Source organism: Parundibacterium terreum (assembly GCF_014636315.1).
GTDB lineage: Bacteria > Pseudomonadota > Gammaproteobacteria > Burkholderiales > Burkholderiaceae_D > Undibacterium > Undibacterium terreum.
The window spans coordinates 276,239-300,904 of record NZ_BMED01000006.1 but is presented as its reverse complement, the minus strand read 5'-3'; the positions used below and the strand labels follow the sequence as shown (position 1 = coordinate 300,904).

The 24,666-nt window shown below is 56.9% G+C and carries 19 protein-coding genes; 10 read left to right on the top strand and 9 right to left on the bottom strand.

Going from position 1 to position 24,666, the window contains the following annotated elements; genetic code table 11:
* Positions 1 to 82 precede the first annotated feature (82 nt).
* From IEW12_RS24285 to IEW12_RS24275, 3 genes are all read left to right on the top strand, one after another.
* Positions 83 to 1,162: an ABC transporter ATP-binding protein gene (locus IEW12_RS24285; RefSeq protein ID WP_188568713.1), complete on the top strand. Its 1,080-nt coding sequence runs from the start codon at positions 83 to 85 to the stop codon at positions 1,160 to 1,162.
* Positions 1,163 to 1,526: 364 nt separating this feature from the next.
* Positions 1,527 to 4,514, top strand: coding sequence for a bifunctional diguanylate cyclase/phosphodiesterase (locus IEW12_RS24280; protein ID WP_188568712.1), 2,988 nt, complete (start codon positions 1,527 to 1,529; stop codon positions 4,512 to 4,514).
* Between the two features lie 194 nt (positions 4,515 to 4,708).
* Positions 4,709 to 6,526: a DUF4214 domain-containing protein gene (locus tag IEW12_RS24275; RefSeq protein ID WP_188568711.1), complete on the top strand. Its 1,818-nt coding sequence runs from the start codon at positions 4,709 to 4,711 to the stop codon at positions 6,524 to 6,526.
* A gap of 85 nt (positions 6,527 to 6,611) precedes the next feature.
* On the opposite strand, the gene IEW12_RS24270 is transcribed toward IEW12_RS24275, so the two are convergent.
* From IEW12_RS24270 to IEW12_RS24255, 4 genes are all read right to left on the bottom strand, one after another.
* Entirely contained in the window at positions 6,612 to 7,523 is a 912-nt protein-coding gene (locus IEW12_RS24270) for a Dyp-type peroxidase (RefSeq protein ID WP_188568710.1), read from the bottom strand.
* A 61-nt stretch (positions 7,524 to 7,584) separates the two neighbouring features.
* On the bottom strand, positions 7,585 to 8,088 hold the full coding sequence (locus tag IEW12_RS24265; protein WP_188568709.1) for a GNAT family N-acetyltransferase: 504 nt from the start codon (positions 8,086 to 8,088) through the stop codon (positions 7,585 to 7,587).
* A complete protein-coding gene (locus tag IEW12_RS24260) occupies positions 8,076 to 8,570 on the bottom strand; it encodes a hypothetical protein (protein WP_188568708.1) in 495 nt (164 codons plus the stop codon). The genes IEW12_RS24265 and IEW12_RS24260 overlap by 13 nt, the downstream gene beginning before the upstream one ends.
* A gap of 80 nt (positions 8,571 to 8,650) precedes the next feature.
* Complete coding sequence (locus tag IEW12_RS24255; RefSeq protein WP_188568707.1) at positions 8,651 to 9,136, bottom strand: asparaginase domain-containing protein; 486 nt, start codon at positions 9,134 to 9,136, stop codon at positions 8,651 to 8,653.
* Positions 9,137 to 9,289: 153 nt separating this feature from the next.
* Between IEW12_RS24255 and IEW12_RS24250 the strand changes: the two genes are divergently transcribed.
* The 4 genes from IEW12_RS24250 (at position 9,290) to IEW12_RS24235 (ending at position 14,825) form a co-directional block, all read left to right on the top strand.
* Entirely contained in the window at positions 9,290 to 11,581 is a 2,292-nt protein-coding gene (locus IEW12_RS24250) for an NHL repeat-containing protein (RefSeq protein ID WP_188568706.1), read from the top strand.
* A gap of 279 nt (positions 11,582 to 11,860) precedes the next feature.
* On the top strand, positions 11,861 to 12,646 hold the full coding sequence (locus IEW12_RS24245; RefSeq protein ID WP_229751323.1) for an L-asparaginase: 786 nt from the start codon (positions 11,861 to 11,863) through the stop codon (positions 12,644 to 12,646).
* Positions 12,647 to 12,746: 100 nt separating this feature from the next.
* The gene (locus IEW12_RS24240) at positions 12,747 to 14,135 is read left to right on the top strand and encodes a M28 family peptidase (protein WP_229751322.1); all 1,389 of its coding nucleotides are present in this window, start codon (positions 12,747 to 12,749) and stop codon (positions 14,133 to 14,135) included.
* A 12-nt stretch (positions 14,136 to 14,147) separates the two neighbouring features.
* Positions 14,148 to 14,825, top strand: a complete 678-nt coding sequence (locus IEW12_RS24235; RefSeq protein ID WP_188568705.1) for a Crp/Fnr family transcriptional regulator — start codon at positions 14,148 to 14,150, stop codon at positions 14,823 to 14,825.
* A gap of 20 nt (positions 14,826 to 14,845) precedes the next feature.
* On the opposite strand, the gene IEW12_RS24230 is transcribed toward IEW12_RS24235, so the two are convergent.
* Positions 14,846 to 16,432 carry an alkaline phosphatase D family protein gene (locus tag IEW12_RS24230; protein ID WP_229751321.1) on the bottom strand — a complete coding sequence of 529 codons (1,587 nt, stop codon included), beginning with the start codon at positions 16,430 to 16,432 and terminating at the stop codon, positions 14,846 to 14,848.
* Between the two features lie 229 nt (positions 16,433 to 16,661).
* The gene (locus IEW12_RS24225) at positions 16,662 to 17,636 is read right to left on the bottom strand and encodes a D-2-hydroxyacid dehydrogenase family protein (RefSeq protein WP_188568703.1); all 975 of its coding nucleotides are present in this window, start codon (positions 17,634 to 17,636) and stop codon (positions 16,662 to 16,664) included.
* A gap of 546 nt (positions 17,637 to 18,182) precedes the next feature.
* Here IEW12_RS24225 and IEW12_RS24220 point away from each other — a divergent pair.
* The gene (locus IEW12_RS24220; RefSeq protein WP_188568702.1) at positions 18,183 to 20,039 is read left to right on the top strand and encodes a phosphoenolpyruvate carboxykinase (GTP); all 1,857 of its coding nucleotides are present in this window, start codon (positions 18,183 to 18,185) and stop codon (positions 20,037 to 20,039) included.
* A 334-nt stretch (positions 20,040 to 20,373) separates the two neighbouring features.
* Here IEW12_RS24220 and IEW12_RS24215 read toward each other — a convergent pair whose 3' ends face one another.
* Both IEW12_RS24215 and IEW12_RS24210 read right to left on the bottom strand, forming a co-directional pair.
* Positions 20,374 to 20,868, bottom strand: coding sequence for a DUF2798 domain-containing protein (locus tag IEW12_RS24215; RefSeq protein ID WP_188568701.1), 495 nt, complete (start codon positions 20,866 to 20,868; stop codon positions 20,374 to 20,376).
* 69 nt (positions 20,869 to 20,937) lie between these two features.
* The gene (locus IEW12_RS24210; RefSeq protein ID WP_188568700.1) at positions 20,938 to 21,255 is read right to left on the bottom strand and encodes a hypothetical protein; all 318 of its coding nucleotides are present in this window, start codon (positions 21,253 to 21,255) and stop codon (positions 20,938 to 20,940) included.
* Between the two features lie 170 nt (positions 21,256 to 21,425).
* Between IEW12_RS24210 and IEW12_RS24205 the strand changes: the two genes are divergently transcribed.
* Together IEW12_RS24205 and IEW12_RS24200 are read left to right on the top strand one after the other, a co-directional pair.
* Positions 21,426 to 22,400, top strand: a complete 975-nt coding sequence (locus IEW12_RS24205) for a LysR family transcriptional regulator (RefSeq protein WP_188568699.1) — start codon at positions 21,426 to 21,428, stop codon at positions 22,398 to 22,400.
* A 6-nt stretch (positions 22,401 to 22,406) separates the two neighbouring features.
* Positions 22,407 to 22,898: a hypothetical protein gene (locus IEW12_RS24200; protein ID WP_188568698.1), complete on the top strand. Its 492-nt coding sequence runs from the start codon at positions 22,407 to 22,409 to the stop codon at positions 22,896 to 22,898.
* Between the two features lie 33 nt (positions 22,899 to 22,931).
* Here IEW12_RS24200 and rtcR read toward each other — a convergent pair whose 3' ends face one another.
* Positions 22,932 to 24,539: an RNA repair transcriptional activator RtcR gene (gene rtcR / locus IEW12_RS24195; RefSeq protein WP_188568697.1), complete on the bottom strand. Its 1,608-nt coding sequence runs from the start codon at positions 24,537 to 24,539 to the stop codon at positions 22,932 to 22,934.
* Between the last annotated feature and the right edge of the window lie 127 nt (positions 24,540 to 24,666).

Sequence of the window (24,666 nt, the reverse complement as noted above, 5' to 3'; positions counted from 1 at the left end):
CCTTGCCGCGGCTCCTGGCCAGGCTAAATTTTCAACAAGCTTTGCTACTCGAAACAGAATATTCAAAATACGAGAGAACACTATGTCTGAATTAAGCGTAAAAGATCTGACCCTGGAATACGGCTCCGGCGCCACCGCCAACCCTATCCTGAAAGGCGTATCGATGGACTTGCAGCGCGGCGAAGTGGTTGCGCTGCTGGGCCCTTCCGGCAGCGGCAAGACAACCCTGCTGCGCGCGGTGGCCGGCCTGGAAACCCCTAAAACCGGCACTATCCACATCGGCGACAAAGCCTTTTTTGACGGAGCAAAAAAACTGGAAGTGCCCGCCGAACAACGCAACCTGGGCCTGGTCTTCCAGTCCTATGCGCTGTGGCCGCACAAGACTGTGGCCGACAACGTCGGTTACGGCCTGAAGCTGCGCAAGATGAATTCCAGCGACATCGCAGAAAAGGTCAAAGCGGTGCTGGCGCAGCTGGGTCTGGGCCACCTGGGTGAGCGCTTTCCGCATCAATTGTCCGGCGGCCAGCAGCAGCGCGTGGCGATCGCCCGCGCACTGGTGTACAACCCTCCTGTCATCCTGCTGGATGAACCGCTGTCCAACCTGGACGCCAAGCTGCGCGAGGAAGCACGCGCCTTCCTGCGCGAACTGATCGTGCGCCTGAACTTGTCGGCCTTGATGGTCACGCATGACCAGGGCGAAGCGATGGCCATCTCGGACCGCATCCTGTTGCTGAATAATGGCGTGATCGAACAGCAGGGCACGCCGCAAAGCATGTATGAAACGCCGAATACGCTGTTCACCGCGGAATTCATGGGCAGCAATAACAAGCTGCGCGGCACCGTGCTGCAAAAGGACGGCTCCCGCGTCAGGCTGCAGGTACAGGGATCAGCATTGGAAGCGACGGTGCGCGGCAGCGGTGCCGGTGCCGCCGGGTCCGATGTAACGGCCATCATACGGCTGGAGCAAGTCAAGATTTCCGGCAGCCAGTCCGACAATGCGATCAAGCTGCCGCTCAGCACCTGCATGTATCTGGGCGACCGCTGGGAGTGCCTGTTCGGCCTGGCCGGCAGCGACAGCGCGCTGCGCGCCTATTCTCCATACAAACTGGAGCAGGGCGAGTACTGGCTGCAACTGGATGCCGACAAGCTATGGGTGTACTAGGCTTGGTACAGCGGCATTGACTGCCAGCCAATAGCATCACCAGCCCAATCAGGGCGGGCCCGGTCTTCCAGGCCCGCCCTTCGCATTTCCCGAAATAATTTCCTCACGCCAATTAACGGTATCCCTGCGCGCACCGGATATTCGTCCGCCTTCTTTTCCAGCAGCATATTGCTACGAAAACCACAGCAAAATCGCCATCCTTGCCGCATAATGGGCCGTAAGCTCTGATTCAGCATGCCCCATAAAATTTTATAAAACCAAATGAGCCGGAGGGATTGGTCAAGGCATGGAGTGTCCGCACATACCTGACAACTGCGGATAGCCAAGACCGGCACGAACCTCGCTGCTCGGGAATAGACTTGCCATGTTCAATGTGCCGTACCTGCCACAAGCTGCGGGCAGCAAGAAAGTCCGCCTGGAGCTGGAATCGCTGCGCTTCCTGATAGTCATCCTGGCCTATGTCGCCGCAGGAAGACTGGGCCTGGCCATTCCCTACCTGAGTCCCAATGTCAGCCTGATCTGGCTGCCCACCGGCGTCGCCGTTGCCGCACTGATGCGCTGGGGCAGGCGCAGCACGCTGCCAATTTATATTGCTGCATTCCTGCTGGAATTTTCCGCCGGTTATAGCCTGACTGTAGCGGCCTGGCTGGCTTTGGGCAATACGCTGGCCCCCAACCTGACTTGCTGGCTATTGCGGCAACAGAACTTCGACCGCTTTTTCTCGCGCCGCAAGGACGTGATCTGGTTCAGCGCCGCCGCAATGATAGGAATGACACTCTCGGCCAGCGGCGGGGCGCTGACCTTGTGGCGTTTCGGTCTGAGCGACAATATCGTCCAGGTCTGGCTCACATGGTGGGCCGGCGACACGGTTGGCGTCTTGCTGGCGGCACCGGTCTTGCTGTCGCTGTCTTACAAGACCATTGCCGAATTCACGCAGAGGCATGAAGAAGTATTGATCTTCGCGCTGATTTTCCTCGGCAGCAACTGGTTCATCTTCCTGTCGCCGCAAGCGCATTTCCGCCTGACCTTTATCGCCGTTACCGTAATGATATGGCCGGCGATGCGTTTCGGCATCAGTGCCTCGTCGATTGCGGTGCTGGGTTCTTCCGCGATTGCGGCCTGGGCCACGGCCACGGGCAGGGGCCCGTTCAATGGCGGCGATGCGCAAAGCAATCTGCTGATCTTGTGGGGCTATATGACGACGCTGGTGATCGTGACGCTGATCATCACGGCGCTGCAAACCGAGAGCAAGAAAGCGGCCGATGAGCTGCGCGAGGCATTCGAGCGGGTCAGCAAGGTCGCATCGCGCTTGCCCGGCCTGATCATGCAATACCGCGCCCATGTGGACGGCACTGCCAGCGTACCCTATGCCAGCGAAGCGATACGGCAGATGTTTGAAACCCGGCCGGAAGAAGTAAGGCACAATGCTTTTCCGCTGTTCGACAGGATAGATCCGGCTGACGTGGACAAAGCCCGGCCACTGATACGCGACGCCACCCGCACGCTGACCAGCTGGCAGGCCGAGTTCCGTCTGCGCCGGCTCAATGGTGAAGTGCGCTGGCTGTTTATCGACGCACTGCCGGAACCGGAAGCCGACGGCGGCATGCTATGGCATTGCTTCATCACCGATATCACCGAACGCAAGCAGGCAGAGCATGACTTGCAAATCGCCGCCTACACCTTCGAATCGCAGGAAGGTATTTTCGTTACCGATGCCAGTTGGACGATACTGCGGCTGAACCAGGCATTGACCCGCATCACCGGCTACGAAAACAAGGACCTGCTCGGTAAACAGCCGCCCATCTACAAATCCCGGCAGCAGGATCAGGACTTCTTTGACAGGATCACCGTCATCCTGAACAAGGACAAGTTCTGGCAGGGCGAGATGTGGAGCCAGCGCAAGAACGGCGAAGTGTATCCTCAAATGATCACACTGACCGCGATCACCAATGCAGAAGGCGAAGTCAGCAATTACATCGCATCCTTTACCGACATCAGCCAGCACAAGAGCTATGAAGAGGAAATCCGCAACCTGGCCTTCTACGATTCGCTGACGCAGTTACCGAACCGGCGGCTGCTGATGGACAGGCTGCAGCACCTGATTTCGCTCAGCAAGCGCAGCGACAACCACTGTGCAATCCTGTTCATCGACCTGGATAATTTCAAGACGCTCAACGATACGCGCGGCCATGATGCCGGAGACTTGCTGCTGGTGGAAACCGCCAGCAGGCTGCAGACCTGTGTGCGCGACAGCGACACAGTGGCAAGGCTGGGCGGCGATGAATTCGTCGTGGTGCTGGAAGAGCTTAGCCTGCTGCGCGATGAAGCAGTGCAGCAGGCGGACCGTATCGCCAACAAGATACGCATGCTGCTCGCCGAGCCTTACCACATCATGGATTTCGAGCACCACGGTTCCAGCAGCATAGGCGTTTGCCTGTTCCAGGGCGGCGATATCACCGTCAAGGACTTGTTCAAGCGTGCCGATACCGCGATGTACGAAGCCAAGACCTCGGGCCGCGATGCGGTGCGCTTCTTCGACCCGGCGATGCAGGCGGTGCTGGTGGTGCGCATGATGCTGGAATCCAATTTGCGGGTGGCGTTGGCACAAAACCAGTTCAAGCTGTACTACCAGGTGCAGGTCGATTCCAAGGGCGGCTTGATAGGCGCGGAAGCGCTGCTGCGCTGGATACATCCGGATCGCGGTTTCATCTCGCCGGCAGAGTTCATTCCGCTGGCGGAAGAAACCGGCTTGATTGTGCCCATAGGCTATTGGGTATTGGAAACCGCCTGCGCGCAATTGAAGAAGTGGGAAGAAAAGCAGGATACCCGCGATCTGACGCTGGCCGTGAATGTCAGCGCCAAACAATTCCAGCAAATCGATTTCGTGCAAAAACTGCGCGGCATGCTGGAGCGCAGCGCAATCAATCCTACCCGGCTGAAAATAGAACTGACCGAAAGCACGATACTCGACAATGTGGACAGCACGACCGCCAAGATGCATGAGCTGCGTGAGCTGGGCATCGCTTTTTCGATGGATGATTTCGGCACCGGCTATTCATCGCTGGCCTATCTGCAAAGGCTGCCGCTGAACCAGTTGAAAATCGACCGCTCCTTCGTGCGCGATATCAGCGACGACGAAAACGACGCCACCATCGTGCGCGCCATTATTTCACTGGGCGTGAACCTCGGCCTGAACGTGATTGCCGAAGGCGTGGAAACCCAGGCACAGCGCAGCTTCCTGATCGAGCACGACTGCTATGCCTTCCAGGGCTATCTGTTCAGCAAGCCGCTGCCGCTGGAAGGCTTCCAGGAACTGCTGCAGGCATCCCGCCAGACCGCTACGCAAGGCTGAACCCATCCCGCCATACGACTGCCTTGCCCCAGGCAAGGCAGTCGCGCTGTTGCTCCCCCCAACGCATAAAAATTTCCCACGAGGTAATTGGCCTGTAAGCAATCTGTGTTAATATTTTTATCAGTGTATTTTTGATAATTATTGCAACAGAGAAGCTTTTCACCGTCTTCGTCCACAAACAGGATACCTATTTCATGCCCTCACCAACCACAGGCAGCCCCTCCGGCACCGTCCAGCTAAGCGGCGATCCGCTGGTGGATTCCTTGCTCAGCACCTATAAATGGCAAAGCTCCACGATCACCTACAGCTTCCCGCACTCTCCATCCTGGTGGTCTACCGATACCTTCGAAAATGGTGGCTACGGCCCCAGCACCAGCGACGGCGAACCCTGGCACAATCTGGACTTTCTTTCGGCGGCAGAAGCGGCGCGCTTCCGCACAGCGCTGCAAAAATGGTCGAATGTCGCCAACCTCAATTTTGTCGAAGTGGCCGACACTCAGACCAATGTCGGGGATATCCGGATTGCCTATACCTACAATCAGGCCATGGTCAACTCGGAGGCGTATTCGTATTATCCGCAAGCCGACGCCAGCAGCGGTGACATCTGGTTCAGCACCAAGGCAGACTCCTACCACTCCAGCTTCGCCGACGGCAGTTATGGCTACCTGAGCATGCTGCATGAACTGGGACATACACTGGGCCTGAAGCATCCGTTCGCTTCTTCCAGTCTCAATTCAACCGTCATAGATCCGAACTTTGATTCGCAGATGTACACGCTGATGAGTTACTCCGCCCAGCCGGGCGACCACACCAGCTTTTTCTCCTATAACCCGACTACGCCGATGGTGATCGACATCGAGGCGATCCAGCAAATCTACGGGGCCAATACATCCTACAATGCCGGCAACACCGTCTATAACTACCAGCAAGGCCATGACTACATGGAAACCATCTGGGACGGCGGTGGCATCAACACGCTGTCATATACCGGCAACGATGCAGTCTTGCTCGACCTGAATGAAGGCCACGGCAGCATACTCGGCAACCTGGTGTATACGCTGGATCAAAACGGCAACAAGATAGACACGGTACGCAATGTCTGGATCGCCTTCGGTACCAAGATGCAGGCCGCTATCGGCGGTGCAGGCGTCAACTATATCTACGGCAACAACTACGGCAACGTGCTGACCGGCGGTATCAGCAATGATGAAATCACCGGCGGTTCAGGCAACGACAATATCACCGGCGGAGGCGGAGACGACATCTTGACGGGCGGCGGCGGCAACGATACTTTTATCGGCCTGAACGGCAAGGACGTCGTCAATGGCGGCAGCGGCAGCAACATGCTGCAAGTGAGCCAGACCTCCAGCCACGTGCATATCAGCCAGTTGCGCGCCAACTCTTTCCTGGTCGAAGACGATGCCGGAAACTTGAGCATACTGCGCGATATGCAGCAGGTGATGACCGCCGACCGCACGATCTCGCTGGCCGGTATCGCGTCCAACAGCATCAATCAGGCATTGATAGACATCTATGTGGCAGCCTTCAGGCGGGCGCCGGAGACCAGCGGCTACAACTACTGGCAGGGAGAGGTCGCATCCAAGGGCATAGCGGCGATTGCCGACACCATCTTTTCTCTGGATATAGTGAAACAGCTGTATCCATCCAGCATGAGCTCCAGCCAGTTCGTCACGGCGATCTACAACAATGTGTTCAACAAGGCGCCGGATGCCGAAGGCCTGGCATATTGGAGCAAGCAACTGGACAGCACTTCGCGCGGCAGCGTGGTCATCAACATGACCAATGCTGCGCTGGGGGTGGCTGACGGCGTGGACGGCAAGGACTACTTTCAGAACCGCGTCGACTGGGCAGAATATGCGGTTTCCTATCAAGCCAAGAACCACAGCGAATTTACTGTCGCTCACGCACTTTCACTGACGGATGGCATCAGTGCGGACCCGATGACCCTGATCAAGCTGATAGGCAGTGCAGAACAGGGAGCGCTGATCTAGCTCGGGCTGGCGGAGAGGCTTCCTAGCCTGCAACTGGTAATACCGGCATTACCGGCTGTTGCCGGAATGCCGGTGCAGGCTACGTTTATGCCAGCTTCAGCGCGCGCAGATCCGGCTTGCCATCCAGCATGGGCGGGCACCAGTAGTAGCTGCCGCTGACCGGCTTGGAAATCGTGAATAGGGCGTCGGTGTGTTTGTCTTCAGCCCCGCTCATGCGGCGCAGTTGGGCTTCAAACGCGTAAAAGGATTTGCCGAAGGCGACAAAGTGCAGGCCGGCGTTCAGCATGTCGGCCCAGGGCATGGAACGGCGCAGCACAAAGGCTTCCGGATTGAAGCTTTCCTGCGCGGTGCGCTTCACATGCGCCGAGACCGGTGCGTCGTCCAGCTCTTCATTATCGCTGCGGCGGCGGCCCATCATATTGTCCTGATCCAGCTCAGCCATTGCCTCGAACTTGTCGAACTGATGCTGCCACTGCTGGACTGCAGCGAAACTGGCGCCATCGTAGCCCTCGCCCTGTCCCTGCACAAATGCAGCGTCCACTGCTGCCTGGTCCTTAGGATTTTCAGTACCGTCCTCGTAACCGGTCAGATCATGGCCATTGCCGGAGCGGAAGGCTTCCACCGTATGCTGCAGCTCAAATGCCGGCAGCAACGCGCGCAAGATGCGGCGGGTCTGGTGCACCAGGTCGGTCCTTTCGTTTTCGCGCAGCCAGCACCACAAGGCCGCCGGTGTCGCCGGCAGGCGCACCCGGCTGCCTTCTATGCCGGTGAAATCATGCAGGCCCGGTATCTGCACGTCCAGCGCGCTGACCAGCGTGTGGCCGAAACCCAGCACCACGCGCTCGCCATCGACCAGCGGCAACAGCCTGGCCAAAGAGGCATGCAGTTCATCGGCCGATTTCAGATCAAAGCTAAGGTAACGGCCATGTGCAGTGATAGTTTGCAAGATGCCGGGCTGTATGGGTAAATGGGTAGGGCTTGTGGATAAGTTTGACATGGATAAACTTTAGAGATGATTGAACTTGGCTTGGCAAAGCTATGTGACGGAGATGCAGAAGCTAGATTGTGGATAAGTCGGTTACAGCCGGTACAGGCTGCCGGACATAATAGATATCCCATTCGCTTTCCGCACTTTGCACAAAGCCGTGCCTTTGATAAAAACGGTTAGAGTCGCTGCCGCGCAGCGCGCCGACTTGCAAGGGCAGTCCGGCCTGGTCTGCTTCCGCGATGATCTGTTTCAATACCTGAGCACCTATCTGCCGGCCTTGCCAGTCTGGATGCAGATAGAGGTGATCCAGCAGCAGGCAGCTTTGCGGCGAATCGGCCACAGGCTTCACGGCTACAAAGCCTATGTCCTGCCCCTCGGCCACGATGACGCGCGTCGCGGCCGGATCAAAGCTCGCGCGCAGACGCTCGCGGGCGCGTTGCGGATCGAAACGGCCCAGGCTTTCCAGGCTGGGCCGCATCGCAGCGATGCGCAGCGCCAACAGGCTTTCAAAATCCGATTCGGTGGCGATGCGTAAAAGAAAACTGCTGCCGAAACTCAAGCTTACTCCGGCCATGCAGCCTGCACGATCGCTTCAATATCATCGGGATCGGCCGCCGCTTTTTGCGCATCTGCCCAATCCTTGGGCTGGGGCTTGGCCTTGGATGTGAATACAGCAGTATTGACCGCCATTTTCATGCCGAAAACGACGATGCCGTCGGACAGTGCAAAGGGCCGCAATTTACTGACGGCTTCGGTAACCGCCGCATCGTAGTATTCATGCAGTGCCGGCTGCATGTCCAGCCAGGCGGCGATCTTGCCGTCTGCGCGCACTGCCACCACCAGATAACCGGCGCTGGCCGGCATGCTGACCTTTTTCAGCGCCTTCCATACTGCGGATTGCACGCTGCGGTTAAAGCGGGCGAAATCCTGGAAATTCACCTGCTTCTCCTTCAGCACTTCTTCCTCCTGGAAGAAATAGACACTGTCAAAGCGGGTTTCCGCCGCATGGCCGAGCGACGCAAACAAGAAAAACAGGCAGGAAATCAGCAGTTTCATCGGCAGCTCAATAGTTATGGATGCGGGTTATCAATGCGTGGCCGGCACAGGTGCAAGCTTACCTGGCCGGCCCGACTGATTTAGTTGGTGACGAATACGCCGGCGGAGCGGTTCTTTTGCACATTATCCCATGCAAATACCTGGCCATTCATCGCCACATACACGCCGGGCGCCAGTAATTGCGCAACGCCGGCAGCAAAACCGAGGTTGAACAAGGCATCGGAATTGGCGATTTCATAAGGGATCATCGCGCCGGTGAAGACGACCACCTTGTCCAGCTTGGCGGCCCCCAGCACCTCGGCAGTTTCGCGCATGGTGTCGGTACCGTGGATGATGACGATGGCCTTTTCCGGCGCCTGCTGGCAGGATTGCAGGATCTGCTGCCTGTCCACATCGGTCATGTCCAGCGAATCCATCAGCGGCCGCACTTCCAGCTCCACCGGCAGCGTAAGGCGCGCACGGTTCAGCACTGCGGGCAGGTGGCTGGCACCGAAAGTTAGCTTGCCTGCCAGTTCGTCATAGTGTTTGTCAAAGGTGCCGCCGGTGGCGATGATGCGTAGTGTCATATTGTTCCAATGAGTTTAATTGCCAATTGATTTATTGGCTTCATTGTAGCCCGAGCATGCAGCCCTGAGAACCACAGTCTCCTCACAGCGTCCTTTATCCAAAAGAAATTAGAAGCATGATAATATTGTCATTCACATAATTTTGCGTAAGCCATGACTACCTTTCCCCTGTCCCGCTCCGGCACGCTCGTCATCATTGCAATGGCATTGGGTATTACGCTAACGGCCTGCGGAGGTTCTTCGGCACCGGTAACACTTGACGTCAGCGCCAACCAAAGTGAAACCTCAGCCGCTGGAGATGCGCTGGTACTAAATGCAAACCTTGCCGGCAGCAACGGCGCTATCAGTTGGCAATTGAAAGACAAGGACCCCGGCAGTCTCGATAAAAATAGCGGCAACAGCGTGCGCTATCTTCCGCCGGCCGCCGGCAGCGTGGATGAAGATAAGACAATAACAATTACCGCCACTGCGGCTGGCCTCAGTCGAGAATTCCGCTTTACGCTGCACCCTTCACCCGGCGTCTATATGATTGCCGGCAGCCTTGGCGGACCTGGCAACCTGGACGGAGCAGGTAGCGCGGCGCGTTTTTTTGCTCTTAGCAGCCTGGCCCTTGACCCGAAGGGCAATCTTTATATCGGCGACGGCGTCTCCAAGATCCGCAAAATGGGGCCGGATGGCCTGGTAACAAAACTCACCGGTGACGACTTAGGCGGCTCCACCGACGGTGACAAGGATGTAGCAGCGCTTTCCAACCCCGGCGGCATGTACTCGAATGGCAGTGGAAATCTCTATTTCCTGGATATTTACGGCTTGCGCCTTGCCAGTTCAGACGGTGCCATCAGGTCGATCTATAGAAACCCTCACGAGCAGACTCCGGCGCAATCGCTGGTACGCGACAGCCAGGGCAATTTCTTTTATTTCCTCAATGCGGCCATTTATAGGGTGACACCGGGCGGGCAGATCAGCGTTGTCGCCGGTAACCCGGCACAAGCAGATTTTATTGACGGCCCCGCCACTGGCGCCAGGTTCTCCCTCACAGGATCACTGACTATAGATGCGGCGGACAATCTCTATATAGCCGACACCGGTAACTGCGTGATCAGGCGCCTCGATACAAAAGGTATCGTCGTGACCTGGTCGGGCAGTCCCTGCTCCAACGGATACAGCATTATCGACGGTGAAATACATCAGGCCAGATACAATAAGCCCAGCAGGATCACCTCCGACCCTGCCGGCAACAAGTATGTCTATGACAGCGGCTATATCCGCAAAATCTGGGCAGCAACTCAGCTTGTCACTACCGTATCCAACATTTCGCCGCTGGTAGAAGATATTGTGGCCAAGACTTTGCCCGGCGATATCACACCGGCCGCCATCCCACGCGGCTTCCATGATTTTGCGGCCGACGGGCAAGGAAATCTATTCATTGCCGCCGACAATATGGTTTATAAAATGACGGACAATGGCAACACCACCCTGATTGCCGGTGTAGGCCGCAACTATCAGGGTAGTGTAGACGGCATCAAAGGGAATGCCTTGTTCAGCTATCCGGAAGATATGACGCGGGATGCTGCAGGCAACCTTTACGTAATCGACAATCGCTGGCATGTCAGCGCAGACGGTTATCTGGCTGGATTAGTGCTGCGCAAAATCACACCGGATGGTACCGTCACCACGCTGGCCGGGCCGGGCATATGGTGGGGGCAGGCAGATACTGCGGACACTTTCCGCAAGTTCGGCTATCCGCAAAATCTGAGCATCGACAATGCTGGAAATATCTATGTTTCAGATGTAGAAGCCCCCGGCATCAAGGACGGGAAAAGCATCAGCTTTGGACAGAACGCACTCAAAAAAATCAGCCCCAATGGCACAATCACCAGCCTGGGACCTTACACGAATGGAGGGGGCTGCAAGGTGCGGGCCGATGGCACCGGCAATCTTTATTTCACTACCTACGACGGCATTCAGAAATTGCGGGCAGACGGCACGCTACAGACGCTCTTGTCCAACCACCTATGGTATTGCCCATTGACGGTGACAGGCGCAGGAGACTTATATGTATTCTCAAACTTTGGCGGCGGATTGGCAAAAATAGATGCCAAGGGAAATATCAGTCAGCTTCCGTTCAGCTCTCATGTCACTGCAGCAGATGGCAGCATCTGGTCTGTGGGAATAAACAGCCTGGTACTCGACAGCAAAGGCGTTCTTTATGCAGCGGACTGGATGGGGCCCGTCTTCAGAATCGGCGCAGATGGCCAAACTACATTGATGGCAGGTCAAGTGCCTACGAGCAATATCCGAACTGGGAACAGCAATCCCTTTTTGGGCAATCGGCTTGGTCAGAACTCCAGCCTGTCGTCACCAAATAGTCTGGTTATGTTGAATGACAGCACACTTGCGCTCATAGCAGGCCAAGCGATCTTAAAGGTCGTGATACCCAAATAAGTCCAATGTTTCGCCTATTTTTTCCGCCCAGCCTTGCAAACGCTTGAGCAATCAATTGGCGAAACAGTTTTGCCGGATTGCTCGATTGGCGCTAATAAATATTAGCTGCGCATGCGGCGTTATTAAGCTTTATGCCAAGCTGAAAAAACGCAGCCTCGCCCCAGCCTGAATGCTGCCGGTGTAGTTAGCAGAAATGCACAATATTTAAGCAAAAACGAACTGGAAGATGAACCATTCATGGTTTACACTGGTGCAGTTATTGCCTTGCAACATGCTTATATGAAACCCATCGCCCCCGGTACCGTCATCTTCCACCGCCATCGCGGTTATGGCGTGCTGACGGCTGTCAATTTACTAACGGGCTGGGTATCCGCGCGCTTCGGCAATGAATCGCGTACGCTGGACCTGAACTTATCCACAGATGAAGTGCAGCATGCAGACGGCGAGGCTATCCTGTTCAGGCGCGAACCGCCGGAACGCATGCCGCATGCGCGGCTGATGGCGATGGTCAGGGAATTGCATCAGGCCGGCTACCAGAAACTTTACCTGTATAGCTGGCCCAAGCAGTCCGGCCTGCACTGGCGCTGGCAGTTATTCACAGGTCCGCGCGACTGGATGCAGCGCCCCTGGCGCGAAGGCTGGTATGGTTCCGGTGCCGATTACAATTTCAATCCGGTGATGGGCTGGGGCGATGCGCCCGGCGCCACCACTGAAGAACTGGTGCACGCACTGGCGAAGTTCGATCCGCAAGGCCTGGCGCAGGCATTGGGCCGCGACGAAGACCATACCGCTTGGTTTGCGACAGTCTGCGACGCCTTGCTGCCGCATTATGCGTACAGCCTGGGCAGCGATCACCAGCAGCATTCCCAGCAGCAGACCATGCCGCAACACTTGCCGGTGATTGCGGTCAGGCAGAGGCAGGGCGACTATACTGGCCCCGCGCTGGACTGGCCTCCGGGCTGGGAAAGGCTGTGGGGTCCAGCCAGCTTCAACGGCAGGCGCGAACAACTGCCGGTGGTCAGGCATGACATCATTCCCAACGCCTTCAATCTCCCCATTCCCTGAATTTCAGGAATCCGGTGCAAATCCGCGCTGATGCACGCTGATGCATTTTGTGGCAAATAATTCTACAATGCCCTAAAGCAATTTGACGAGGGAGCTTCACTTGAAATTCCATTTGCATTCCGCCATCCGCATGGCCGGCTCCGCAGCCTTGCTGCTTGCGGGCAGCAGCCATGCCGTCGCTGCCGATGCGGCCGATACCGCCATTGAAGCAAAGATCCAGGCCCGCAAACCCGAAATCCAAAAAATCGTCGCCGAAATTTCTGCCAAACGCATAGAAGCGACGATCAATAAACTGGTCAGCTTTCACACCCGCCACACGATGTCGGACACGCAATCCGACACCACAGGCATAGGCGCGGCACGGCGCTGGATCAAGAGCGAGCTGGAACGCTGCGGCGCCGGCAATCTGGACGTGCAGTTCGATAGCCACCTGCATCCTGTGGACAGGCGGATAGACAAGCCCACCGAAATCGTCAACGTGGTCGCTACGCTGAAAGGTACCAGCGCCAGCGACCGCTATTATGTCGTCAGCGGCCACTACGACTCGCGCGTGACCGATATCATGAACGCGACCGGCTTCGCACCCGGCGCCAACGACGATGCCTCCGGCACCGCCGCCGTGATGGAGATGGCCTGTGTAATGGCCAGGTATAAGTTCGACGCCAATATCGTGTTCATGACTGTCGCCGCAGAAGAGCAGGGCCTGTACGGCTCCGGCCATTTTGCGCAGCAGGCAAGGGAAAAAAATCTGAACATCGCCGGCATGTTCACCAATGACATCATCGGCAGCTCACGTTCCGATACCGGCCTTGTGGATAACAAGCAGGTACGCCTGTTTGCCGAAGGGGTGCCGGCGCGCAAGGAAATGCCGGACAATATACGCACGCTGGTTGCCACCGGCGGTGAAAACGACTCGATCTCGCGCCAACTGGCACGCCATGTGAAGGAACAGGGCGAGCGCTATGTGCCTGACTTCAAGGTCACCATCATCAACCGTGCCGACCGCTACCTGCGCGGCGGAGATCACATGCCTTTCCTGGAGCAGGGCTACGCAGCGCTGCGCTTTACCGAGCCGGCAGAAGACTTCAATCACCAGCATCAGGACGTGCGCACGGAAAACGGCGTGAAGATAGGCGACCTGGCCGAGTATGTGGATTTCAACTACACCGCGCAGGTGACCCGCGTGAATGCCGCCGCGCTGGCGTCCCTGGCGCTGGCCCCTGCTGCGCCGTCCAAGGTGCAAGTACGCACCGCCAAACTGGAAAACGCCACCAGCCTGGTGTGGGAAGCCAACAAGGAAGCCGACCTCGCAGGCTACCGCATCGTATGGCGCGATACCACGGCAGCGGATTGGCAGCACGCCAAATACGTCGGCAACGTGACCGAGTTCACGATGGACGTGTCCAAGGATAATGTGTTTTTTGGGGTGCAGGCTGTGGATAAAGATGGAAACGTGAGTCCGGCGACCTATCCTGTACCGCTGAGGTAAAAAAGGCGCTACATGCAGGTTTTTTTTGACAATCCATGGTTTGCCAGCCTGCCTGCGGAAGACGCACAGGCTTTGCTGGATGCAGGCCGGATCTTAAAACTGGCACGCGGAGCATGCATATTCCGCCAGGGTGAGGTGCCCGCCGACTCTGCCGGTACTTTCTTTGGCGTGGCATCCGGCGTAGTACGCCTATCCATGCTGCACGCCGGCGGCAACGAAACCATCCTCGCCATCATGGAACCGGGCAACTGGTTCGGCTTCACGTCGCAGTTGAACGGCTTGCCGCGCTCACACTCCACCATCGCGCATACCGATGTGGAACTGCTGGCGGTTAGCGCACCGGCCTTCCAGAACCTGATGCAACGCCTGGGTTTCGCGCAGGGCATGGTAAGGCTGCTGGCAGGGCGGCTCAGACTGGCCTATGGCATGACAGCCGACCAGGCGCTCAGCAGCACGCGCGAGCGGGTAGCCCGCCGCCTGGCCTTCCTGGTCAACGGCGACATGGCACTGTCCACCAGCCGCAGCAATATCATCGATACATCACAGGATACCCTGGCGATGATGCTGGGCATCACCCGGCCCACTCTAAACAAGGAATTGCAGTGGCTGGCCAGCCGCGGCGCCATCGCACTGCATTATGGCCGTATAGAGATCAAGGACTTGCAACTGCTGCTAGCGAATTTCGACTGAAGCGAGGGCGGCAACAACGCCTAGCCCAGTCGCGCCACCTCATACACAACTGTCGGCTGCATGCTATCAATGTTTTCCACAGGCTCTGGCGGACGCCAGACGTATAGCGAAAACACCATCTTTTCCGGCGTAATGTCGATAATTGTGAAACCGTTTTTTTCTACCGGCTTCAGCGCCTCCTCCATCGGTACCAGATGCGAAGGCGTGGATTCTATGCGACGAAACGCCGATGGAAAACCCAGGTCGCCGGTGCCCAGCGTACCCGACATCACGGTATGCACAGGCTGGGCCAGCGCCAGGTCGCCCGAACGCAGCATCTTGCCTGCGGCAGACGCGTGGAAATCACCCTGCACGATCACCGCAGCACGCCGCGTCTGTCCAGCCAGTGCCGCCACCAAGCGCTGATGCTGGTCGTACCAGCCGCTTTGCCAGCCATCCTTGCTTTGCCCCAGCACCAGACGCCCGCTCTTTGCATCCAGCTTGTCCGGATACCAGTCGCCCAACTTGCCGGAGGAATAGGCAAACGGTAACGAGGGGGCATGGAAGAAATGCGCGGTATCCTCAGCCTTGGTACGCGCCACTACCCAGTCTTCCGCCCATTGCGGGATGACCTTCGCGTGCCTGCCCTTGTTGTCCAAGAAACGCCGGCAATCGTAGAGCACCACTTCCAGCAGGCCACCATAACGTAGCGTGCCAAAAGCGCTGTTGCTACCCTGCGGCATGCCGGCTTTGTCTCCACCTGGCAGCCAGGCAGGACGGTTGGCGTCGGGCAGGAATTCCGGATAATACATGTGCTGGGTCTGCTCGCAGCCAGTAATGCCGTACTCTTCCGCCGGCAATGTGGCCACGGCATCGTCGAACTCATCGTTCTCGAAATTATCGTGGTCATCGGTCAGGAAAAAAGCCGGCGTGGAGCGTAGCGTGCTGCCATACAGCCCGGCAATCTGATAATCACAGATGCGTGTGAAAGTTGCGGCATTTTTCGGATGCATCATCGGCACCGAAATATCCAGCGTGCCGAACCTGCTCCACATCAGTTCGCGCACCGCTTCGATATAGGGCTTGTTCAGATTGGTCTTCAGGTCCCAGTAGATATGGTCGCCATTGGCAATCACTGCATCCGGCTTGAACGCCATTCCTCGCGCCAGCAGGCGGCGGCGGGGCTCCATATCCAGCCAGCCGCTCTTGCCCATCAGGCGTGGGCCGTCGCAACCGCCTGCGCAGGTGTATGCCAGGATACGCATACGCTGCGGCGCGGCATCCGGCGCTGGAAAAGTACGCAATGGCCATGCATCGCACAAGGGTTTGCCCTTGGCATCGAGGATGCGCAACTGGTATTCGGTAGACGGCGTCAGCGCGCGCGCATCAAAACGCCAGAAGCGCCCCTCCAGATCGGTCTTCTCTCCCGCGATACGCTTGCCGTTGATACTGAGTAAGGGCACAGCGACCAATGCCGCAGTAAACGAAACCTTGATCAGCAACCGGTCGTGACTGGCAGTAGGGATCAAATGCGCGACCTGGCCCGCATCCCAGATAGTGTCACCGGATTTGCCTACGGCCGCCAGCGGCCAGCCCAGCGTGCCCAGGGCTGCTGCGCTAGCGCTCACAGCCAAAAATTTGCGCCGGCCCCTCGCGCGACCCGCTAGAGCTTTATTCGTTTTCATAATCGCCTTTCTGTGATGGAGGACCGCCCTAATGTAGGGGCTCTCACAGAAACGAACTGTCAGCGATTTAGCAATTGGACGAATGTTTGTGCAGAAGGAGCAGCAATCTCAACAAACCAAACACGGCCACCAAGGCAAGGCAAGGCAAGGCAACAGCAAACGCCAATCAAGCCTATGGATTCAACACATTCTTCGGCGTCCCCGCCGCAAAATCCACGATATTCTGAAACGCCGCCCCAAAATACAATTCATAGCTATCCTTTTCCACATAGCCCAGATGCGGCGTCGCCAATACGTTTTCCATACGTAATAAAGGGTTATCCACAGGCAGCGGTTCGGTCTCGAACACATCCAGCGCGGCAAAACCCGGGTGTCCCTTGGGCAGGGCGGCTTCCAGCGCGCCGCTGGCGACCAGTTCTGCACGGCTGGTATTGACGAACAAGGCCGTCGGCTTCATCAGGGCCAGGTCGGTTGCGGTGACGATGCCCCTCGTCGCTTCATTTAGGCGCAGATGCATGGAAATGACATCGCTTTCGGCAAAGAAGGCTGATTTTGACTCTGCTGCCTGGTAGCCGTCGCCGATCGCTTGCGCGCGGCTGGGTTCGCGGCCCCAGACGACGACGTTCATGCCGAAGGCCTTGCCGTAAGCGGCGATCATCTTGCCTATCTTGCCGTAGCCCCAGATGCCCAGCGTCTTGCGCTTCAGCACCCAGCCCAGCGTATTGTGCTCGGCTTTCAGCGATGCCGTTTGCCATACGCCATCATTGAGCAAACCCGCATACTGCGGAATCTTGCGGGCGGCGGCCATGATCAGTGCCCAGGTCAGTTCGGCCGGGGCCGTGGGGTCGCCGGTGCCTTCCACAATTTTCACGCCGCATTCAGTCGCTGCGGCAACATCGATATGGCCGGCAACCTTGCCGGTTTGCGACAGCAGTTTCAGGTTCGGCAGTTTTTGCAGCAGGGCGCGGGAAAAGGAAGTGCGCTCGCGTATCAGCACCAGCGCTTCATACGGCGCCAGCCGTATCGCCAACTGGCCCACGCCAACGGCGGAACTGTGGAACACCTTCACGTCGTGCCCCTGCAGCAGTTCAAAACATTTCAAATGGCGCACCACATCCTGGTAATCATCCAAAATGGCAATTTTCATCTGCTTTTCCTTCGTATATGACGGCTTGGCCTGTTGATCAATATTCGGTATTTCCCCTACAGCCACAGTACAAACCTGCTGTGGATCAATGCATCCTGCTTTCACAAAGCATGTATTTTACATAACAATTCTGACGTAAAATTAGCGTTGGCTTAAGCTCAAGTGTACAATGCTTCGTTACGTAGCTTTTTGATGCTTACGCTCCGCTAACAATGTGTTAACAGCGCCATCAGGCGGGGTGCAAGTCTGGAATGCAATACCATTGCCTTCCTATTATCCGACAGAACCGCCGTCATCGTGACCATCGGCGCTTACTTGAGCCTGACACTGTGTGCTCGTAACGCCAGATACCCCTAACGACGATCCTGCCGTGCCGCTACAAAGCGCAGTCAGGAAAACATCGCGAGCAGGCCCGATTTGAAGCAAACAGCGTTGCCCCCGCCTCAGGCCAGAGTGCAGGCAGATGTGCAGCAACGCAGCCAGATTGAGGCAATGCCGCAGCTTTGCTGACTCCAAAGATTTCTTATTGGCATTGGAGGTAGTATCGTGAATCAACCCATCATGGGCGGCGTGGCAGCATTGAATGTGCCCGCTCACGTCAAGCAGCAAAAACTGGTCAACTGGGTCGCCGACATCGCAGCGCTGACCAAACCGGACAGCATCTACTGGTGCGACGGTTCACAGGAAGAGTATGACCGCCTGTGCGCGCAAATGGTTGCCGCCGGCACCATGAAAAAACTGAACCAGGAAAAGCGCCCCAACAGCTACCTGGCTTGCTCCGATCCTTCCGACGTTGCCCGCGTGGAAGACCGCACCTTCATCTGTTCGCAAAAGAAAGAAGACGCCGGTCCGACCAATAACTGGACCGACCCGGCAGAAATGCGCGGCACGCTGAACGGCCTGTTCGACGGCTGCATGAAGGGCCGCGTGATGTACGTGGTGCCTTTCTCGATGGGCCCGCTGGGTTCTCCTATCGCGCATATCGGCGTGGAACTGTCCGACTCCCCTTACGTTGCAGTCAATATGCGCATCATGACGCGCATGGGCAAGGCCGTATATGACGTGCTGGGCACCGATGGCGAATTCGTCCCTTGCGTGCATACCGTAGGCGCACCGCTGCAGCCGGGCGAAAAAGACGTTGCATGGCCATGCAATGCCACTAAATACATCGTGCATTATCCTGAGACCCGCGAGATCTGGTCCTATGGCTCCGGCTACGGCGGCAATGCGCTGCTGGGCAAGAAGTGCTTTGCGCTGCGCATCGCGTCCACCATGGGCCGCGACCAGGGCTGGCTGGCAGAGCACATGCTGATCCTCGGCGTGGAATCGCCTGAAGGCAAGAAGCACTATGTCGCGGCAGCTTTCCCTTCCGCCTGCGGCAAAACCAATTTTGCGATGCTGATCCCGCCTAAAACTTTCGACGGCTGGAAAGTTACCACAATCGGCGACGATATCGCCTGGATCAAGCCGGGCGCCGACGGCCGCCTGTACGCGATCAATCCGGAAGCCGGCTATTTCGGCGTGGCACCGGGTACCAATACCGCCACCAATTCCAATTGCATGGCCTCGCTGGGTTCCAACACCATCTTCACCAATGTCGGCCTGACCGATGACGGCGATATCTGGTGGGAAGGCCTGAGCAAGGAAGCGCCTGCGCACCTGATCGACTGGCAAGGCAAGGACTGGACACCGGAAATCGCCAAAGAAACCGGCCGCAAGGCCGCGCATCCGAATGCGCGCTTTACCGTTGCCGCAACGCAGAACCCGGTCATCGATCCGGCATGGGATGACCCGGCCGGCGTGCCTATCTCCGCCTTCATCTTCGGCGGCCGCCGCTCCACCACCGTACCGCTGGTGACGGAAGCACGCAACTGGGTAGAAGGCGTGTACATGGCAGCGACCATGGGTTCCGAAACCACGGCAGCCGCAGCCGGCCAGCAAGGCGTAGTGCGCCGCGATCCTTTCGCGATGCTGCCTTTCATGGGCTACAACATGAGCGACTACTTCCAGCACTGGCTGAACCTGGGCCAGAAGATCGCTGCCAGCGGCGCCAAGGTGCCCGGCATTTTCTGCGTGAACTGGTTCCGTACGGATGAAAACGGCAAGTTTGTCTGGCCCGGCTTTGGCGACAATATGCGCGTGCTGAAGTGGATGCTGGAACGCATAGAAGGTACAGGCAAGGGTGTGGAAAACGTGTTCGGCACCACGCCGACTTTCAGCGACCTGGAATGGGACGGCCTGGACTTCACGCAACAGCAGTTTGACACGATCACGTCTATCGACAAGGCCGCCTGGGAGGCGGAACTGAAGCTGCATACCGAGCTGTTCGACAAGCTGAAGCACCATCTGCCGGCCGAGCTGGAAGCAACCCGCCTGAGCCTGGAAAAACGCCTGGCAGCCTGATAGCCTGCCGCTGGTGCGCAGCGCACCAGCCGGCATAAGAAGAACGCGGCCCGCAGTCTGGCCGCGTTTTTTTATTCCTGCGGAAAAGGCATAGTCACAGATTTATCCACAAGCGCGAACGCGCACTTATCCCCAGGCCTGAACTCGCTGTGCACAATATGCAGGCAGCGCCGGGGCTTGCTGGTAGCCGGCAAGCGGCGCTTCCGCACAGGTGGCCATCCGGCCAGCCGGGAATCAGCTTTTCAGGCGCCGGAATGAAAAAACCCGCAAAAACAGGGTTTTGCGGGTTGAAATCCTGCTTTGGAGGAAAGCAAGAGGAGACAGAGCTTAAAAATTACAGGGCGGCGACAGCGCGGCGTACGCTCAGATGGTTCTTTGCGGTTGCTTCGATGGAGGCGCTGGTAATGTCAGCCAAAGCCAGACCCGAGATATCCACAGAGTTGTTCCTCGCAGCGTAGGAATTAGCCACAGACTTATCTACAGTCCTTTCCACAACATTATCCACAGCAGCGGAAGCACCGTTGCCGTAGGCATTCATGGCGCGCGACAATTTGCGGATCAGCGGGGCAGCCATATAGGCAACAGGGAAGGCGATAGGCCAGCATGTCAGCCATGCTTCCATCCAGGCGCCGAAGAACTCATTGCTGAATCCTACCCATACCAGGCGCATTACCGCAGTGGCTACCAGAGTGACCAGACCGCTCATCAGCATGGTAGGCAGCATCGATGCCAGGCTCTTGGAGCCGGCTACCGAAGGCTTGGACTGCTGAGATGCCTCTGCCTCGCGGTAAGTACCCGAAACTGCTGCATAAAGTGAAGAATGGCGCATCAATAACCCCTTGTAATGAATACAAATATTGCCGGCTGTAGCAAAAAGTCCTGCAAAAGGTCCTGCAAATTAACCGCGGGAAGCCAGCGCGCGCAATTCCGCTGCCATGCTTGGCGAGGTAGAATCCAGATCGCGGGCAACATTGTTGATTGCCAGCAGATTACGCAGGTTGCGGCTTGCTACTTTTTCATCTTTGGTCAGCCTTGGACTGATCAGCAGCAGTGAGGCGCGCAGCAGGCCAGTGATCAAAGGCTTGAACACCACCAGCATGGTGGCCAGGATGCCCATGCCCAACAAAGGACGGGCTGCTCCGACTACGCTGCTGACTGCCATTTCCGCGACCGGCACGGCGCTTTGCAAAGGAAAGGCGAGGTTCAGGAAGGTCATAATATTTCTCCACATTTCTATCTAATTCGGCGATGATGTCACTATATTGCAGTGCAATATATAAATCCAATTACGTTTTTCCATACCTGTTATATAGTTTCTGAATATCAACAAAAAGATGATTTTTTGTCTTGACCCATAAATTCAAGACGCCCGGAGACCTTCCTGATATGAACTTCCTGACGCTGGATTTGAACCTGTTGCGCGTGTTTGACACCGTAATGGTTGAACAAAACCTGACCCGCGCCGCGGACAAGCTGGCCATGACGCAGCCGGCCGTCTCCAACGCGCTGAAGCGTTTGCGCTCTTCTCTGAGCGATGAGTTGTTGATAAGAACCGCCTACGGCGTCAAGCCGACGCCGCGCGCCGAGGCGCTGTGGCCCGCTGTGCGCCAGGCGCTGTCCACACTGGAAGCCGCGATCGCCCCGGCCAGCTTTGATGTCTCCAAGGCGCAGGCGACCTTCCGCATGGCGATGGCAGACGCCACCGCCGCCTTGTGGATGCCGACCCTGGTCAGGGCCATAGAAAAGGACGCTCCCGGCCTGAACGCCCGTATGGTGCCGCTGACCACGCGCGAACCCCGGCCCATGCTGCTGCGTGGCGATATTGATATCGCCGTCGGTTATTTCCCCGGCGTGGTGGCCCAGTTGGCCGCAGGCCAGGGCGCCGGCAGCCCGATACGCCACGACCGTTTATATTCCGGCCACTATGTATGCGTGATGCGGCAAGACCATCCGCTGGCCAAAGGCGAGCTGACGCTGGACGACTACTGCAATGCGAATCACCTGCTGGTAAGTTTTTCCGGTCGCGCGCACGGCCTGGTGGATGACGTGCTGGCGCAGATGGGCCGCGAGCGCCACATCTTGCTGACGGTGAACCAGTTCTTCACCGGCGGCCGCGTGGTCGCCAATTCCGACCTGCTGACGGTGCTGCCGCACCACCTGATGTCTTCCACCGGCATGACCGACGCGCTGATCTGGAAAAAGCTGCCCTTCGACATGCCGGACGTACACATAGACATGCTGTGGCACGAGCGCGACGGCCGCAATCCCGCGCACAAGTGGCTGAGGGACAACCTGATCAACATGACCAACGACACCATCCTGCCTGAGCTGGGTAGGGATAAGCAGTTGGCGGATACGTAGACAAATATGTGGATGCTGGCGCTTTTGATCGTACCCGCCCTATTTATCTATATTTTTATTCCTCTCTCGCGAACGGCTCGCTACCTTGCAGCATTTGCATTGGTTGGGGCATGTTGTGTTCTGCTGGCCCCGACCATTCAAAAAAACTATCGCCTTGAAAAAGCCGGGCGTCAAACCGCTGGCGTCATTACAGCCAAGCATTGCAGCGGCGGAAAAAGCCAGCGCATCGAATACAAATTCCTTGCCGAGAGCAAAGAATTCAGAGGCAGCGGCGCAGTAGACAATAATCAATACTGTGCGACACCAAGAATCGGCGATCAAGTCTTTGTCACTTATCTTTTAAGCGCCCCCGATGTCAGTGTTCCAACCAGAGAAGTAAATAGCCACATTTTTATCGGAATTCTTTGCGCCATCTGCATGAGCTTCATACTGATCTGGCTCAATGCAGAACAGGCACGGTCCCGGAAACGGCGGGAAATCAGCAAGAATGCAGCTTGAAGCTAACCGGCCCTGTTAGCCCGGCTCCCTTATTCAGGCAAGTACCCGCTCCCAATCCAGCTCAAATTTCGCCAGATATTTTTTCAGCCTGTCCGCATCATTTGGCTTGACCTTGCTGCTGCGTGATGCCGCATACAGCTTGCGGCCGGCATCGGACAGTGAGCGGGACGAGCGGCAGACCGCGATGACTGCCTGCAGCTGCAAAGCATCGAACAAGTCCATTTGCTCCAGGCTTTCCCGACTTAAGACGTCACTCAGCTCAACCGTGCTGTCTGGCACCGAAGTTTTGGCATGATGCTGCCACAGACGTTGCAAGCGCCTGACTTCATCAGTGACGATCACATCAGTAATCCGGCCCGCATCCGCCAGTGTTGCCATGCGCGTGACTGCTGCAGATAAGTCCCTGAAGTTGCCGATCCACAATGCATCCGGTGAAGTGGCAAAACGCATGAAGCGTTCACGCGCCTCCTTGTTGAACCTGACCATCTGCGCATTCTCCGCACTGAACTGCGCTAGCAGGTAATCGATATTCGGCTCCACGTCTTCCGAACGGTCCCTGAGGCCGGGCAATTCATAGGTCCATAGATTGATACGGGCATACAGGTCTTCGCGAAAGCGGCCTTTGACGACCTCTTCCGACAAGTCACGGTTGGTACCGGCAATCAACTGGAAATCGCTCAACACTTCATGGTCGCTACCGACCGGCAAAAAACGTTTTTCCTCTATCGCCTTCAACAGCATCGCCTGCTCATCCAGCCCCAGTTCGCCTATCTCATCCAGGAACAATAGCCCCTTGTGCGCAGTTCGCAGCAGGCCGGGCCTGTCCGACGCAGCACCTGTAAATGCGCCCTTGATATGGCCAAACAGTGTTGATCCTGCGCCGTCTCCATGCAAGGTCGCGCAATTGATTTCGACAAATTTTCCATCCAGCTGATGCCGCGCCTTCTTCAGTTCAAACACCCGCCTGGCCAGGAATGATTTACCGGCACCGGTGGGACCCATCAGCAGAATCGGTGCCCGGGATTTAATCGCCACGCGCTCGATCTCATCGATCATCGTATTGAAACGCGCATTACGGGTGGCAATACCCGATTTCAGAAAAGCCACGCCTTCCTGCTGCTCGCTGGAAAAACGCTGTGCAATCTGATCGTACTTGGACAAGTCCAGATCGATCAGCGCATAGCTGCCCGCCGCACCTATAGTCTGCCGCCGCGGCGGCGAAGACTGCAGCAGCTTGCCTGGAAAGTAATGCGCCTCTGTCATCAGGAACAGGCAAATCTGCACAACGTGGGTGCCCGTTGTGATATGCACCCAATACTCTTCGTTATCGGTATCGAAAGTGTAATTCTTCGCAAAATCGAACAGGCTGCCATACACGTCTTCAAAATCCCACGGGTCGACGATGGGCAGATGATGGGCGACCACCGTGGTTTCCGGCGAAACCGACGCGATGTCCTTCTCCACCTGCGCTACCAGGGGTTCAAAGTGACCGCTATGCAGCAGGTCGAAGCGCTCCACTACCAAGTCGTCATGCTGGGTAAGTGCAATGCTCGGCCGCCATTTTTCCCAACGTGCGCTGCCCTTGCCGCCATCCAGCTGGGTGCCGATGAAACCGATGACGACGATTTTTTTCTTTTTCATTTTGGATAAATATTTATCTAAAAAGATAATTTAACACGAAATCAACCTTAAAAATAAAAAACATACTGACGCTCAATTTTCAACAATTTTCATATTAATCAATCACTTACCATCCTCAACCGAAAGA

Coding starts and splice junctions, on each gene's coding strand:
- rtcR (WP_188568697.1), bottom strand. CDS start 24,539: ATGAAAAAGAAAAAAATCGTCGTCATCGGTTTCATCGGCACCCAGCTG.
- IEW12_RS24210 (WP_188568700.1), bottom strand. CDS start 21,255: ATGACCTTCCTGAACCTCGCCTTTCCTTTGCAAAGCGCCGTGCCGGTC.
- IEW12_RS24250 (WP_188568706.1), top strand. CDS start 9,290: ATGACTACCTTTCCCCTGTCCCGCTCCGGCACGCTCGTCATCATTGCA.
- IEW12_RS24275 (WP_188568711.1), top strand. CDS start 4,709: ATGCCCTCACCAACCACAGGCAGCCCCTCCGGCACCGTCCAGCTAAGC.
- IEW12_RS24245 (WP_229751323.1), top strand. CDS start 11,861: ATGAAACCCATCGCCCCCGGTACCGTCATCTTCCACCGCCATCGCGGT.
- IEW12_RS24235 (WP_188568705.1), top strand. CDS start 14,148: ATGCAGGTTTTTTTTGACAATCCATGGTTTGCCAGCCTGCCTGCGGAA.
- IEW12_RS24225 (WP_188568703.1), bottom strand. CDS start 17,636: ATGAAAATTGCCATTTTGGATGATTACCAGGATGTGGTGCGCCATTTG.
- IEW12_RS24265 (WP_188568709.1), bottom strand. CDS start 8,088: ATGGCCGGAGTAAGCTTGAGTTTCGGCAGCAGTTTTCTTTTACGCATC.
- IEW12_RS24285 (WP_188568713.1), top strand. CDS start 83: ATGTCTGAATTAAGCGTAAAAGATCTGACCCTGGAATACGGCTCCGGC.
- IEW12_RS24255 (WP_188568707.1), bottom strand. CDS start 9,136: ATGACACTACGCATCATCGCCACCGGCGGCACCTTTGACAAACACTAT.
- IEW12_RS24200 (WP_188568698.1), top strand. CDS start 22,407: ATGTGGATGCTGGCGCTTTTGATCGTACCCGCCCTATTTATCTATATT.
- IEW12_RS24205 (WP_188568699.1), top strand. CDS start 21,426: ATGAACTTCCTGACGCTGGATTTGAACCTGTTGCGCGTGTTTGACACC.
- IEW12_RS24270 (WP_188568710.1), bottom strand. CDS start 7,523: ATGTCAAACTTATCCACAAGCCCTACCCATTTACCCATACAGCCCGGC.
- IEW12_RS24215 (WP_188568701.1), bottom strand. CDS start 20,868: ATGCGCCATTCTTCACTTTATGCAGCAGTTTCGGGTACTTACCGCGAG.
- IEW12_RS24260 (WP_188568708.1), bottom strand. CDS start 8,570: ATGAAACTGCTGATTTCCTGCCTGTTTTTCTTGTTTGCGTCGCTCGGC.
- IEW12_RS24280 (WP_188568712.1), top strand. CDS start 1,527: ATGTTCAATGTGCCGTACCTGCCACAAGCTGCGGGCAGCAAGAAAGTC.